This is a genomic window from Roseibium sp. Sym1, from assembly GCF_027359675.1.
Taxonomy (GTDB): Bacteria; Pseudomonadota; Alphaproteobacteria; order Rhizobiales; family Stappiaceae; genus Roseibium.
On record NZ_CP114786.1, the window covers coordinates 1,239,935 to 1,253,351 of the forward strand.

Genomic DNA, 13,417 nt, shown 5'->3' on the forward strand with positions numbered 1-13,417 from the left:
GAACACTGCGAATGACTTCCATGAGTGACGATCCGGGTTATCTGGACGCCAGATCGGTCTCGAAGAGCTTCCAGGGCACACGTGTCCTGGAAAATCTGGACCTGACGATCGGCAGAGGCGAGTTCGTTTCCCTGCTGGGGCCATCGGGTTGCGGCAAGACAACGCTTTTGCGCATGATCGCCGGGCTGCTGCCCGTCGACGGCGGTACGATCACTCTGGACGGCAAGGTCATTTCCGGCCTGCCGCCGCACAGGCGCAACGTGGGCGTGGTCTTCCAGAACTATGCGCTGTTCCCGCACCTGACCGTGGCGGAGAACATTGCCTTTGGCCTGAGGGCCAGAGGTGTTTCCAAACCGGAGGCCGATACCACGGTTGCGCGCTTCCTGGACCTGATCAAGCTGCCGGATATCGCCGGGCGTTATCCGTCCGCCCTTTCCGGCGGCCAGCAGCAGCGTGTCGCGGTCGCCCGCGCCCTTGCGCCGCATCCGGACATCCTGCTTCTTGACGAGCCCTTCAGCGCGCTGGACCGCAAGCTGCGCGAAGGCATGCAAATCGAGCTGAAGTCCCTTTTGAGGGACCTCGGCATCACCTCCGTTTTCGTCACTCATGACCAGGACGAGGCGCTGGTCATGTCCGACCGGATCGCGGTCATGAATGCGGGCGTCATCGAACAGTTCGGTGCCCCCAAGGAGATCTACAAGAACCCGAAATCGCGGTTTGTGCTCGATTTCATAGGCGCGTCTTCCCAGCTTTCCGGCGTGGTCGCGGCACAGGAAGAAGGCACGCTGTCGGTTCGCGTGGGCGAGACGCGGGTCAGGGTTGCCGGTCACTTCCGCAAGGGGGCGGATGTTGTCGTCGCCATGAGGCCGGAGGACCTGTCCATCACGGAACACGGAACCACGCCGGACGGGATGAACGTTTTTCCGGTCACGTTGAAGGACCGGATCTATGTCGGTGCCCGGTCGCACGCCCTGTTTTCAGGCGCGGGCGGAGAAAAACTCGCAATCGAGCTTTCTCCGGACCTGGCCGATAACCTGAATGTCGGGCAGACCTATTCCGCCGTCTGGGCGACGGACAAGACGCTCGTTTTTCCGGGGGCGGCATGATGGGCACCGGGGCAAAAGGCAAAGCCGACCGCACCTGGCTCCTGGCCGTTCCCGGTGTCGGCTATCTCGTGGTGCTCTATGCGCTCCCGCTGGGACTGCTGCTCCTTGCCAGTTTCCGGATCCCGGACGCCTTTACGGTATCCGCCTATGTCGATTTTTTCGGCGACCCGTTCAACTGGTACATCATCTGGAACACGCTCCGCACCGCTTTGCTCACCTCCGGCATCTGCCTGCTGATCGGCTATCCGGCGGCCTTCGCCCTGGCCTGGTCGAAAGGGTGGGTTCAGGTCGTGTTCCTGATCTCGCTGATCCTGCCATTGTCCGTCGGCATCGTGGTCAAGGCCTTCGCGTGGACGATCGTGTTGCGCAGCGACGGTGTCCTGAACCAGACACTGATGATGCTGGGCCTGACGGACGAGCCCGTGCGGCTCATCTTCACCGAGACCGGACTCGTCTTCGGTGCCGTCAACGTGTTCGTCCCCTTCATGATCATGCCGATCTACTCGGTCATCCGGCTGATGGACCCCAGGCTCCCTGAAGCGGCCAGGACGCTCGGCGGTTCCCCGCTCTACGTATTCTGGAAGGTCATCGTGCCTCTCACGATTCCTGGCGTCATAGCCGGCATTGCGTTTGTCTTTTCTCTCGCGCTGGCGATGTATGTGATCCCGACGCTGCTGGTCGGCGAGCGGTTCATGACCCTGTCCCAGCAAATCGCCCGGTCTTATCTGTATCTGCGCAATGAAACCCTGGGCTCGACCGTCGCGGTCGTCCTGCTGGTGTTCTCGCTGATCGTGATCGTCGCCAGCCAGTGGGTGGCCGGCAAGGTGAGGGCAAACGCATGACCTGGACTGAACGCATCGCAAGGGTCCTCGTCTGGGTGATCGGCTGTGCCGTGTGCATCTACCTCATGGCCCCCCTGTTCGTGACCATCGCGGTTTCCTTCTCCTCTTCGCCCGTGTTCGACCTGCCGCCTCCGAGCTGGTCATTGCGCTGGTACGAGAGCCTTGCGGACAAGCGCGGGTTCCTGCCCTCGCTCAGCCTGTCCGTCCAGATCGCCCTGTTTTCCACGGGCATTTCGCTGGTGCTGGGCACCCTGGCCGCCATCGCGGTCGTCCGCGGCCGGTTTCCCGGCAGGGAGACGATCTCCACGTTTGTCGTGTCTCCGCTGATGATGCCCGGTCTTGTGATCGGCATCGCGCTGCTGCAGTTCCTGCGCGAGATCGGCTATCGCGACGCCTATACGGGCCTCATTCTCGGCCATGTCATCGTGACCCTGCCGTTTGTGATGCGCACGGTGCAGGCGAGTCTCAGCCTGTTCGATTTTTCCCTGATCGACGCGGCCAGGACCCTGGGCCTGAGTTATCCGAAGGCGTTGCTCAAGGTGCTCGTGCCGGTCTTGAGCCCGGCCTATCTGAGCTCCGGCCTGTTTGCCTTTCTTGCCTCGATGGACAACTACCCGATCTCGATCTTCCTGACGGATGCGCGCAACAAGACCCTGCCGATCCAGATCCTGGAATATCTGGAGGTTCGGCCGGATCCGACAATCGCGGCGATCTCCTCGCTGCTCATACTGTTCACCATCATTGTTCTCGTCATCGCAGACCGCTTGGTCGGCCTACGCCGCATGGCCGACTTCTGATCAGGAAACCCCAAATGACAAAAGCAAAACGTCACCTCCTCGGAATGCTTACCCCGTCCTCGAACACCGTCCTGGAGCCGCTGACCACCGCCATGGTTGACGGCATCGATGACACCACAGCCCATTTCGGACGGTTTCGCGTGACGGAAATCTCCCTTGGCGACAATGCCCTCGGCCAGTTCGAGAACGAGCCGATGCTCGCGGCCTCGGATCTTCTGGCGGACGCGCTGGTCGGGTGCATCTGCTGGAACGGCACGTCCGCCGGCTGGCTGGGATTCGACCGGGACGAAGCCCTGTGTGCCGCGATTACCGAGCGTACGGGCGTGCCGGCGTGTTCCTCGGTTCTCGCCATCAACGAGATCTTCGAGCGCACAGGCGTCAAGACCTTCGGTCTTGTGACACCCTATCTGGACGATGTTCAGGAGAAGATCATCGAGAACTATGCACGCTCCGGCTTCACCTGCACGGCCGAGCGTCACCTGAACCTCAAGGTCAACTTCTCCTTTTCCGATGTGTCCGAGGAAGACATCGAGACCATGACGCGAGAGGTCGCGGCCGAGGGAAAGCCGGACGCGATCATCATCTTCTGCACCAACCTGCGCGGGGCGGGCGTTGTCGAGAAACTCGAGAAGGACCTCGGTCTCCCGATCTACGACACCGTCCAGACGGCGGTCTGGAAATCCATGAAGGTCTGCGGCGCCGACCCGGCGCGTGTCGAAGGCTGGGGCAGTCTCTTCCAGGACCTGAACTGAGCCGGATGCAGCATGACAAGCTATCACAGGGACTATCTTGGCTACGGGGCCAATCCGCCGGTCGTCGAATGGCCGAACGGTGCCAGGGTCGCCGTCTCCATCGTGATCAATGTGGAGGAAGGCTCGGAATTTTCGGTCCGGCGCGGCGATGCCGTCAACGACCGCATCTTCGACATGACGGCGGAACCGTTCCCCTATCCGGACATCGCCATGGAAAGTCACTTCGATTTCGGTCCCCGGGTCGGCTATTGGCGCATCGCGAAACTCCTCGAGGCGCACGGTGTCGCCGCGACCCTGAGCGCAACCGGTGAGACCGCGCAGCTCTATCCCTGGCTGTTCCGGGACGCTGTCGCCCGGGGCCACGAAGTCGCGGCCCACGGATGGCGGTGGGAAGGCCACCAGGGCCTTTCCCCGGAAGAGGAGCGCGACCGAATAGCCCGTACGGTCGCGGCTCTCGCAGAAGCCGCCGGCACGCGCCCTGTCGGCTGGCACACGCGAACCGCGGCGAGCCCGCGAACACGCGAGCTTCTCGTGGAACATGGCGGCTTCCTGTACGACAGCGACGCCTATGACGACGAGTTGCCGCGCGTCATCGAGGGCACCAGCCGGCCTCACGTGATCATGCCCTACGCGCTGGACACGAATGACATGCGGTTCCAGCTGCCCAACGGTTTCAGGGACGGAAGCGAGTTCGCGCGTTATCTTTGCGCGGCCTATGACTGGCTGTGGCAGGAGGGCGCGCAGACGCCCCGGATGATGAGCATCGGTCTTCACCTGCGGATCATCGGCAGACCCGCCCGCATCGGGGGACTGTCGGACTTTCTCGACCATGCCGCCCGGAAGGGAGGCGCCTGGTTTGCCACGCGGCGCGCGATCGCGCAGCACTGGCTTGAACACATGCACCCGCAGGAGACAGCCTCGTGAGCCCTTATGATACCGTCATCCGCGCAGGAACGATCGTCACCGCCTCGGACACGTTCGACGCCGACATCGGCATCCGGGCGGGCCGGATCGTTGCCATCGCCGAGGACCTCGGCGACTGTCCGGACACGATCGACGCGGCCGGCCTGCTGGTGATGCCCGGCGGCATCGACAGTCATGTCCACATCTCCCAGCCCTCGGGCGAAGGCGTCGTCATGGCCGACGACTTCGACAGCGCGACCCGCTCGGCAGCTTTCGGCGGCAACACGACCGTCATGCCGTTCTGTTTTCAGGACAAGGGCCAGAGCCTGCGGGACGCGCTGGCCTGGTATCATGGCCTGGCGGACGGCAACTGCCACGTCGATGTCAGCTTTCACCTGATCGTCTCCGATCCGACACCGCATGTGCTGGGTCAGGAACTGCCGGCGCTTGCCGAAGAAGGCTACACCTCGTTCAAGATGTTCATGACCTACGAAGGCCTGAAGCTGACGGACCGGGAAATTCTGGAAACGATGACCGCCGCCAAGCGCTCCGGGGCGCGCGCGATGATCCACGCGGAAAATGACGACGCGATCGGTTTCCTGCGCGACCAAGCGGAAATGGCCGGAAACACGGCTCCCCGGTTCCATGCCACCACCCGCCCGATCCCGGTTGAGCGGGAAGCCACCCACCGCGCCATCAGCCTGGCGGAAATCGCCGGGGTTCCGCTGGTGATCGTTCATGTGTCGAACCGCGAGGCCATGGAGGAAATTTCAAGGGCACGCGCACGTGGGCTGAAGGTCTACGGCGAGACCTGCCCCCAGTATCTCGTGCTGACCGCGGAAGATCTCGACATTCCGGAAGGTGCGAAGAATGTCTGTTCTCCGCCGCCACGGGACAAGGCCAGCCAGGTTGCCTGCTGGGAGGGCATCGAACAGGGTATCTTCGACCTGTTCTCCTCGGACCATTGCCCGTTCCGCTATGAAGACACGTCCGGCAAGAAGCACCCCAAGGGCCGCCAGAGCTTCCGCTGGATCCCGAACGGAATTCCGGGGGTCGAGACACGGCTTCCGATCCTGTTTTCCGAAGGCGTCGGAAAGGGCCGGATCAGCCTGCAGCGCTTCGTCTCGCTGACATCCACCAACCATGCCAGGCAATACGGCCTTTATCCGCGCAAGGGCACCATCGCAATCGGCGCGGATGCCGATATCGTCTTGTGGGATCCCGAACAGGAAAGGACGATTTCCCAGGACATCCTGCATCACGGTGCGGACTACACACCCTACGAGGGTTTCAAGGTGACGGGCTGGCCGGTGCTGACGATGGTGAGGGGGCAAACCGTCGTGAAGGACGGCACGCTGGCAGCTTCCGCCACCGGGCTTCATGTGGCGCGCGAGAAACCGGGTGACTGAGCCCGCCCCAGGCAGCGGGTCCTGGACTGCGGCCACGCGCGTCGCCCTGATCAACCCGAACACCTCGACGGACACGACCGAGGCCATGCGGGTGATCGCGCAGGACAGCACCCGGAATTTCCGGATAGAAGCGCATACGGCGCCGTTCGGCGCGGCGCTGATCCAGGACGAGGAAAAGCTGATCACGGCAGGGCATGCGGTCGAAGAGATTGCCACCCGCCTTGACCCGCTTGTTGCCGGTGTCGTGGTGGCGGCTTTCGGCGATCCCGGACTTGAACGGATCCGCCGGCTGCTGCCCGTGCCGGTGGTCGGGATTGCCGAAGCAAGCATGTGTGCAGCGATGGTGGAAGGGTGGCGGTATTCCGTCGTCACCACGACGCCCCGCCTCGCCGGTGCCATTCGGCGTCGGGCCCGCATCTATGGAGCAGCCGACCAACTTGTTTCCGTCCGGCTGACCAGCGGCGACCCGGTTCGCCTGATGTCGCGACCCGACGATCTGCTGGCAGAGCTGGCAAAGGCAATCGATCTTGCGATCGGGCAGGACGGCGCCGAGGCGATTGTCGTGGGAGGCGGCCCGCTGGCCACCGCCGCGAGGGTCCTGGCAACCGGGTTGCCCGTTCCCATGATCGAACCCATACCGGCGGCGATCGCGCGGCTCGAGGAATTGCTGTGACCGCCTGCCGCGTTGGCCGAAGCAGTCACGGGCATCGGGACAGGCCTGTCAGCAACCTTGCAGATCCGCTTTCGGTCGTGACGTCACAGATGGCGGGCAATCCACCAGTCCTCGGCAAAATAGGCTTCCGGCAACCGGGACCTGGCTTCCTCCGTCCTCCAGTCATCGGTGCCCAGTTCCGCCGTGAGAAGATCGAACCAGTCATCCGAGACGGAGGCAGGAAGCAATTTACCGGACCAGGGACAGTGACGGATCACCAGGGCAGTCCCTCCAGAGAGTTCCGCCAGGGCGAATTCCCTGAGCGCCGGGCGGTAGATGACCGGACTTTGCGGGTCGCAGGCCCTCGCCAGAAGCTCCGGAAGGTCATCAAAGAGAACGGACCGGCGAGGGTCCAGGCCGAGCGCCTGCAGCACGCCCCGGTTATGCGTCCAGAGGTTTGCGAGCAGACGGTCCTCGAATTCCTCCAAAGCGCCTTCTTCGTTCCCTGCGAACGATGACGATGTCGCTTCAGACAGCGAGGTCCAGAATGGCATCATAGGCCTGGTCCCCCGTCTGTCCCGCCGCGTTCAAGATACGCGCCGTGACACTCTCCCGCCGCAGCCAGGCACCGATTTTCGCGGCAACTTTCGGATGGTCCTCCAGATAGGCGTTCTTGTAGACCGGACCACGTGCTCTTTCGCGAATCTCCAGGCGCAGGCTTGCCAGATGAACGGCCGTCAGGGGCGACTCCGCCGCGTCGATGGTCGCAAGCACGCGGTCCAGATCACCGCCGGCCTCGACAACCATCACAAGAACGGCGCCGAGATCGAACGCGAGCCGATAGCCGACCGGCCATTCCAGCAACTCGGACTGCTGAACACTCGCCTCCGCGAAGGCATCGAAGAATTCGTCAAGCACATGACATTCAGCTTCCGGCCAGGCCTTCCGATAGCCGCGAAGCCTTGTCAGACAGGTTTCCAACCCGAGGGGTGAGGGCGGTTCGCATTGGGCAATGAGATCGAGATACCTGGGCAGGAAGTGCTTGAACTCTGGTTCGGCCCGGCCCCCGTTATTGCCATGGGCGGAGTTCGTGTATTCGGCCAGCAGCTCTGAACTGATTTCCCTGAGGGGGAGCGTCGACAGTTCTTCCGCGACTTCCGACGTCATGCAGACGGGACAGCTGCAATGTATGATCGTGCCGGTCAGCCGGTAGGGTTCAAACAGGCTGTAGCCCGCGTCGACCGCCCTCTGAAGGCGTGTCGTGATCACTGGTGTCATGCAATCCCAGAACATGGCCGCCCCCTTTGCTCAGTCGCGGACCGAACCTTGTTGCGGACTGTAACCCGGAGCCGGGACCCGGGCCATAATAACCTTCTCGGACCCTACTTGATCAGGGCTTCGCAGTTGGTCTTGACGGCTTCGATGTTTCCGCTTTCGTCCTGTACCTCGATCCGCAGGATCTTGCCGTCCGCGCTGGTGAGGATGGCCAGGTTGCAGATGCCGCTGGTGGGCTTGGGGACCTTGGAAGGTGTCGTGCGGGCGGACGACCAGTAGTAGACGAGTTCCTTCGGATCCGTCTGCTTGACGATCCGGCCCGTTGAATCGGTCTTCATCTTCTGCTTGAGGCCGATCACCTGGTCGGGCGGTCCGTAGGCCTCAAAAAACGCCGCGGAACTCTGGCCGACATACTGGCTTTCAAGCTTGGGATTCTTGCTGGACGACTGGCAGGCGGAAAGGATCACGGCGAGAACAAGCGCGCCCGAAACCTGACTGGCCACGGTGCTCGGTCTGGACGTCCGTTGCATGTGCATGGCGGCAGCCTTGCCATTCCTCCTGGAGATCAGGAAATCGTCAATTCCAGCGCCGGGTGCAGACGCTGCAGGTTGCGGAGCGACTTGGACTGCCAGGGGATCGACTTGGAGCCCAGAACCCTGACACCGACATCCGGCTGTTTCCTGATTTCGATCGTGAACTTCGCGAGCAGGTTGATACCGGAACTGTTCAGGAATTCCAGCCCGGTCAGGTCCAGCGTGATGACTTCCGGCTTCGCTTCGAGAACGGCGTGCATGATTTCCAGGATAGGAGCATAGGCGTCCGTGCCGGAAAGCCGCATCGTACCCTCGTAGTGGATGGCGGATCCTTCAGTCCAAACGCGGTAATCGTTCGTGCTGATTTCCATTTTGGTCTCTTCCTTCGGAATATTTCGGCGATCAGGCAAGTCGCAAAGAAGCATAGGTTGTGAGCTCAACGCCTTCACTTACACGCTCAGACGCGAAAGACCAGCCCATTTTGGCTCCGTAATCACTCATCAGTGTAAGCAGACCCAGCCCCGACCCGGAGGATTCCGGGTTAAGTGCATTTTCTTCAATGCGTTCCAACAACAGCTCCCCCGGCTCGCGTTCGAGCAAACCTGCAAGATGAGTCTGAAATTTTGTTGCGGTCTCCGGATCAACGCAATTGACGATCTGGATTTCGAACAGGTCCTCTTCAAGACTGCTGCGGATCTCTATGTCGCCGCCATGGCGGAACTTGACGGCATTTTCCAGGATCTCGTTGATCATGTAGCTGATGCTGTGGCGTGCATCGACAGCATCTATGCCTCGGCCACACGAACGGCTGAAATATTCGCCCAAAAAATCTGATGTGACACCGCAATGGTGCCAGCTCAATTCAAGGGGCTCGGCCCTCAAAGTGAGACAAAACCGCGTTGCATTGCCACCGTTCGATACGACGGCCTGTCCAAAATCCTCGACCATGCCTTACCTATGCTTCAGGACAACGAGCGTGATGTCATCAAATACCTTGTAGTTGCCAATATGCGACTTGACATCAGTTATGACCGCTTCGGCAATACCCTTTGCCGATTTTTCGCGGTTGTCATGTGCGCTTTGGCTGAGCCGGTCGAGGCCGAACATTTCGCCCTTCTCGTTCTCCGCCTCGGTGATGCCGTCGGTATGCAGGATCAGGACATCCTCCGGCCCGAAGGCCAGATCGAGGGTCGCCACAAAGGGCAGGATATCCGCTTCGAGGCCGACCGGGAAACCGAGATCGATCGTGTCGATCCGCTCGGTGTCGCCATTGGCGCGGATGATCAGCACCTCCTCGTGCTGGCCGGACAGGGTCACCTTGCCGTTCTCGTAATCGACAAAGGCAAGGGTCAGATGCTTGTCCGAATTCGTCCGCGTGATGTTCTTGTAGACGGCCCGGTTGAGCACGTCGAGGAAGGCGACGGGGTCCCTGTCGCCCTGTTCCTGGAGGGCACGGGCGACCGACTGCACCATCAGCATCAAGACGCCGCTTTCCAGCCCGTGACCGGTGACGTCGCCGATGCCGACCTTGATGTGGTCGCCGTCGAACAGGACGTCATAGTAGTCGCCGCCAACCTCGTCGGCCGGCTCCATGAAGGCGGCGATTTCGATCTGCGGGATGACTTCCAGTTCGCTGCGCCGCGGCAGGACCATCTCCTGGATCCGCTTGGCAACGTCCAGCTCCGCACCGAGCCGGAGGTTTTCCGATTTCAGGCGCTCGTTGAGCGCGACGATCTCGCTGTTGGCAGTCTCCAGCTTCCGGGTACGCTCCTCGACGAGATTTTCGAGATTTTCCGTGTGGTAGCTGATTTCCTCGGCCATGTTGTTGAAGGCAAGGCCCACCGCCGCCACCTCGTCCCGGGTCGGGATGGCAACGCGCACGGAGTAGTCCTTGTTCTGCAGCGCCCTGGCCGCACCGGCCAGTTCGGACAGGCCCTTCGTGATGCGACCGGAAATGGCGTAGACAGCCAGCGTCACCACCAGCAGGCTGAACAGCAACGCGGTGATCTGCCAGGACACGATCCGCTGCGTCGCGTCGGAGAGCTCCTGGCGCACTTCGTCAAGCGGCGCGTAGATCTCGTCGGTGGCGACCATGAACCCGAGGGTGAGGTTTTCCGCGACGATCTTCTCGCCGTCCCACAGGTTGATCGGAGCCAGTTCCTTCAGGACGACCAGATAGCCTTCGCGGGCCTCGGCCCCGCCATGCTGTTCCACGCCGAGATGGATGGTTTCGAGCACCGTGCCGGTGTCATGCGGCAGCGCCATGTTGGCGACTTCCGGATATTCACTCTGGGACAGGTAACGGTTGATGCCGGTCACGCCCTGGCCTTCACCGCCGACGGACACCAGTCCAAGGGTCTTGGCGCCGGCCTCGCTGACGGCAAGGATGTTGCCGGATGAGGAACTCAGGAATCCGAAGCCGGTCTCGGCGATCTTCACGTTCTCGACCAGGCTGGACAACTGGTCGAGCGTGATGTCGACCGCGGTCATGCCGGCGACGTCCGTGCGCTCCGCGTTCCAGAGCGGGAAGAAAAAACTGACGATCTTGGCACCGGTGATGGCGTCGATATAGGGAGCCGTGCCGACTATGTCGCGGGGTACCGGCCGGTTGGCCGGGTCGGCAAGCCAGTCCTGCCAGCCTTCATAGACGCCGGGAAAGAAGAAATCCCAGAAATTGGCTTCGTTGTGTCCCGGGTAGAGCTTGTCGAAGGTCTGCGCCTGCTCCGTATAGGGCGTGGTGCGCATGATCGGCTTGTCCTTGGGGCCGACATAATAGAGTTGCAGCTTCGGCGACCCCGTCTTCATCATGCCCGGCGCGATCAGGTTGAAGGCGGAGCTGTCGGCGATCTCCTCGGCGACTTCGGGAAGTGGATTGCCTTCGTCGTCAAGCAGATAACCCCAGACGCTGACAACCGACTCTCCGGGAGAATTCTGCGCCCAGCCGGCCTCCTTGTTGTAGACCAGCTTGTCGCCAAGCACCGGATCGCCTTCCACGGCAAGGCCGATCTCGGCTCCGGTGTCGTGATTGTCGATCAGGGTCTGCATCGAGGCGCCCAGCGCTTCGACTTCGGAAAACACCTGGTCAAGCAGCAGTTCGGTGCGCAGGCCCGTGGTGTCGATATATGTCCGCAGGTATTCCTCGGTGGCGTCGGTCAGACCCGTTTCCACCTTTTCCGTGGCATCCTTCGACAGGCGCTGCACGTTCCAGATGGCGACCCCGCCGGCCAGCATCAGATCGAACAGGACCGCGGCGCTCACCACCGCGATGAATTTCGCCCGGAAGCTGTGCCGGGAAAACCGGCCAATCGCTTCCGGCTCCTGATTTTCCGGGGTCTCCTGGGTCACGTGTGTCACACTCATTTCGGTTTCCGTCCAGAGGCCACCCAAATCGGCCAGCCCGCATAGCCCTTGGGATGCAGCGCGGCAAAAATGTGATCCTGGAAGCCCTGCCGGAACTCGCGGATCTGCTCCTCGCTGTCGCCACGGTCCACGGCCATCTGTCCCGCATAGACATCTTCCCAGGACTGGATGATGTCGGCAAAGTCCTGCGGATTGCCGTCAAGATTGGTCACCATGAAGGATTCCATCCTGATGTCCTCGAAGCCCGCATCCATCAGGTAGCGCCGGCTCTTGGGACCCAGCTCGATATCCATGTTGAAATGCGCCCACAGGCGCGCCAGTTCCGAATAGGTGCGCTGGATCGATTCGGACCGCGGTTCACCCAGGCAATGGGAATTCTTCTCATTGGTGATGTAGACCCGGCCGCCCGGCTTGCAGATCCGCAGCAGTTCCTTGAGGATCAGTTCGGGCCGGTCGAACACCTGCAGGGAATGGCGGCAGGTGACAAAATCGAACTGGTTGCTTTCAAGCAGCATGTCCGAGGCGTCGCCGAAGACGTAGTCGATGCCGCGTACGCCAAAATCGCCGGCCACCTTGCGCGCGTAGTCCAGGCTGGACCGGCTGTGATCGAGCGCAACGATCCGGTCAGGCTTGTATTCCTTCTGCATGAGAACGGCGAAATCGCCGATCCCGCAGCAGATGTCGGCAACCTGCATGCCGGGTTCCAGACCATGCCGTCCCAGCAGGTCACGCTCATGGTGCCAGGTCAGCTTGGTCTGCGTGCGCAGGATCGGAATGAAACCGCCCTCTTCCAGGAATGTCTGGCCCGGATAGAATTCATTGTCGTATTCACTGACCGTGATCTTGTCCGACATGGTCTCCAGGACCGCGAATTTCCGGGTCGCCCAACCGACCACGCTGGACGTCGTGACATGCACCTTCAGGTCGCTGCGCTTTCGCACCATGTCCAGGATCTTGCAGCCGAGCGCATGGAACGCGACGTTGTTCATGCGTACCAGCCGCCGGACATTCACATAGAACAGCCCGTTCACGCCCGAGACGGATTGTTCAAGCGCCGCGATGCAGTGGTTCAGTTCGTCCGCACGTTGCGGACGCAGGCTGCCGTGCAGGGAGAACTCCTGATCATTCTCGTTGTAGGTCCACTGGAACGCCTGCGTCATATTCTCTGCGATCATTCTTTTTCGTCCTCGAGCGCAAGGTCCGCAATCAGACGCATCCGTCCGTCTTCACATCTGTCAATGGCAAGCCTGGCACCGTAATCGACGCTCAACTCCAGGAGGCCGAGGCTTGCACCAGGCTCCTCGTCCGCAAACAGGGCTTCCAGGTAAAGGGCTTCGGCATCGTCGCCTCCGGCTTTCCCGATCACGTCCCTGTAGACATCATAGGTCGCCTCGTCCGCCGGGAAGGTCAGGATGACCCTGTCCAGGTTGCCCCGGCGCTGAACCGCACATTCCATCTTTCCGCTGTCACCATGCGTCCGGTAGACGGCTTCCAGCAACTCGTTGAGCGCAGAGGAATACAGGTTCGAAAAAAGCAGGGAGTCGAGCCGGTTGTGGCTCACCATGCGGGCGATATAGCCGGACATGAGATCGCAATGCGTCCAATCCGAGCAGAAATCCTTGATATCCAGGTCGAGGTGAATCATCTGCGGCAATTCGGAATTTTGTGACAAGCCTTCAGAAGGTGCCTGCATTGTTATTCCCCCGTTGGCGTAATCCATCGCACCTTGGTCACGGTACGGTACAGTTATACAAAGAATACGGAAATTACGGCCGATATCACGCGTGT

At 61.4% G+C, this 13,417-nt stretch carries 15 protein-coding genes; 7 read left to right on the forward strand and 8 right to left on the reverse strand.

Annotation, left to right across the window (positions count from 1 at the left end):
• The first annotated feature begins 11 nt into the window (after window positions 1-11).
• Genes O6760_RS05620 through O6760_RS05650 form a run of 7 tightly spaced genes read left to right on the forward strand, consistent with a single transcriptional unit; the run spans window position 12 to window position 6,482 of the window.
• A complete protein-coding gene (locus O6760_RS05620; protein ID WP_269584502.1) occupies window positions 12-1,106 on the forward strand; it encodes an ABC transporter ATP-binding protein in 1,095 nt (364 codons plus the stop codon).
• On the forward strand, window positions 1,103-1,948 hold the full coding sequence (locus O6760_RS05625) for an ABC transporter permease (protein WP_269584503.1): 846 nt from the start codon (window positions 1,103-1,105) through the stop codon (window positions 1,946-1,948). The genes O6760_RS05620 and O6760_RS05625 overlap by 4 nt, the downstream gene beginning before the upstream one ends.
• Window positions 1,945-2,745: an ABC transporter permease gene (locus tag O6760_RS05630; protein ID WP_269584504.1), complete on the forward strand. Its 801-nt coding sequence runs from the start codon at window positions 1,945-1,947 to the stop codon at window positions 2,743-2,745. Before O6760_RS05625 ends, O6760_RS05630 begins: the two co-directional genes overlap by 4 nt.
• A gap of 14 nt (window positions 2,746-2,759) precedes the next feature.
• The gene (locus tag O6760_RS05635; RefSeq protein ID WP_269584505.1) at window positions 2,760-3,497 is read left to right on the forward strand and encodes a maleate cis-trans isomerase family protein; all 738 of its coding nucleotides are present in this window, start codon (window positions 2,760-2,762) and stop codon (window positions 3,495-3,497) included.
• A 12-nt stretch (window positions 3,498-3,509) separates the two neighbouring features.
• Window positions 3,510-4,421, forward strand: a complete 912-nt coding sequence (locus O6760_RS05640; RefSeq protein ID WP_269584506.1) for a polysaccharide deacetylase family protein — start codon at window positions 3,510-3,512, stop codon at window positions 4,419-4,421.
• Window positions 4,418-5,809, forward strand: a complete 1,392-nt coding sequence (gene hydA, locus O6760_RS05645) for a dihydropyrimidinase (protein WP_269584507.1) — start codon at window positions 4,418-4,420, stop codon at window positions 5,807-5,809. Before O6760_RS05640 ends, hydA begins: the two co-directional genes overlap by 4 nt.
• Window positions 5,802-6,482, forward strand: coding sequence for an aspartate/glutamate racemase family protein (locus O6760_RS05650; RefSeq protein WP_269584508.1), 681 nt, complete (start codon window positions 5,802-5,804; stop codon window positions 6,480-6,482). Before hydA ends, O6760_RS05650 begins: the two co-directional genes overlap by 8 nt.
• An 83-nt stretch (window positions 6,483-6,565) precedes the next feature.
• Here O6760_RS05650 and O6760_RS05655 read toward each other — a convergent pair whose 3' ends face one another.
• The 8 genes from O6760_RS05655 to O6760_RS05690 form a co-directional block, all read right to left on the reverse strand.
• Window positions 6,566-7,018, reverse strand: coding sequence for a DUF6980 family protein (locus O6760_RS05655; RefSeq protein ID WP_269584509.1), 453 nt, complete (start codon window positions 7,016-7,018; stop codon window positions 6,566-6,568).
• Entirely contained in the window at window positions 6,990-7,754 is a 765-nt protein-coding gene (locus O6760_RS05660; protein ID WP_269584510.1) for a hypothetical protein, read from the reverse strand. Before O6760_RS05660 ends, O6760_RS05655 begins: the two co-directional genes overlap by 29 nt.
• Before the next feature lie 89 nt (window positions 7,755-7,843).
• On the reverse strand, window positions 7,844-8,272 hold the full coding sequence (locus O6760_RS05665) for a hypothetical protein (RefSeq protein WP_269584511.1): 429 nt from the start codon (window positions 8,270-8,272) through the stop codon (window positions 7,844-7,846).
• Window positions 8,273-8,301: 29 nt separating this feature from the next.
• Window positions 8,302-8,640: a slr1659 superfamily regulator gene (locus O6760_RS05670; RefSeq protein WP_269584512.1), complete on the reverse strand. Its 339-nt coding sequence runs from the start codon at window positions 8,638-8,640 to the stop codon at window positions 8,302-8,304.
• 31 nt (window positions 8,641-8,671) lie between these two features.
• Window positions 8,672-9,217, reverse strand: a complete 546-nt coding sequence (locus O6760_RS05675; RefSeq protein ID WP_269584513.1) for a slr1658 superfamily regulator — start codon at window positions 9,215-9,217, stop codon at window positions 8,672-8,674.
• Window positions 9,218-9,220: 3 nt separating this feature from the next.
• Window positions 9,221-11,629: a SpoIIE family protein phosphatase gene (locus O6760_RS05680; RefSeq protein WP_269584514.1), complete on the reverse strand. Its 2,409-nt coding sequence runs from the start codon at window positions 11,627-11,629 to the stop codon at window positions 9,221-9,223.
• Window positions 11,626-12,804 (reverse strand): class I SAM-dependent methyltransferase, encoded by a 1,179-nt coding sequence (locus O6760_RS05685; protein WP_269584515.1) that lies wholly within the window; start codon window positions 12,802-12,804, stop codon window positions 11,626-11,628. The genes O6760_RS05680 and O6760_RS05685 overlap by 4 nt, the downstream gene beginning before the upstream one ends.
• Complete coding sequence (locus tag O6760_RS05690; RefSeq protein ID WP_269584516.1) at window positions 12,801-13,274, reverse strand: ubiquinone biosynthesis methyltransferase UbiE; 474 nt, start codon at window positions 13,272-13,274, stop codon at window positions 12,801-12,803. The genes O6760_RS05685 and O6760_RS05690 overlap by 4 nt, the downstream gene beginning before the upstream one ends.
• Between the last annotated feature and the right edge of the window lie 143 nt (window positions 13,275-13,417).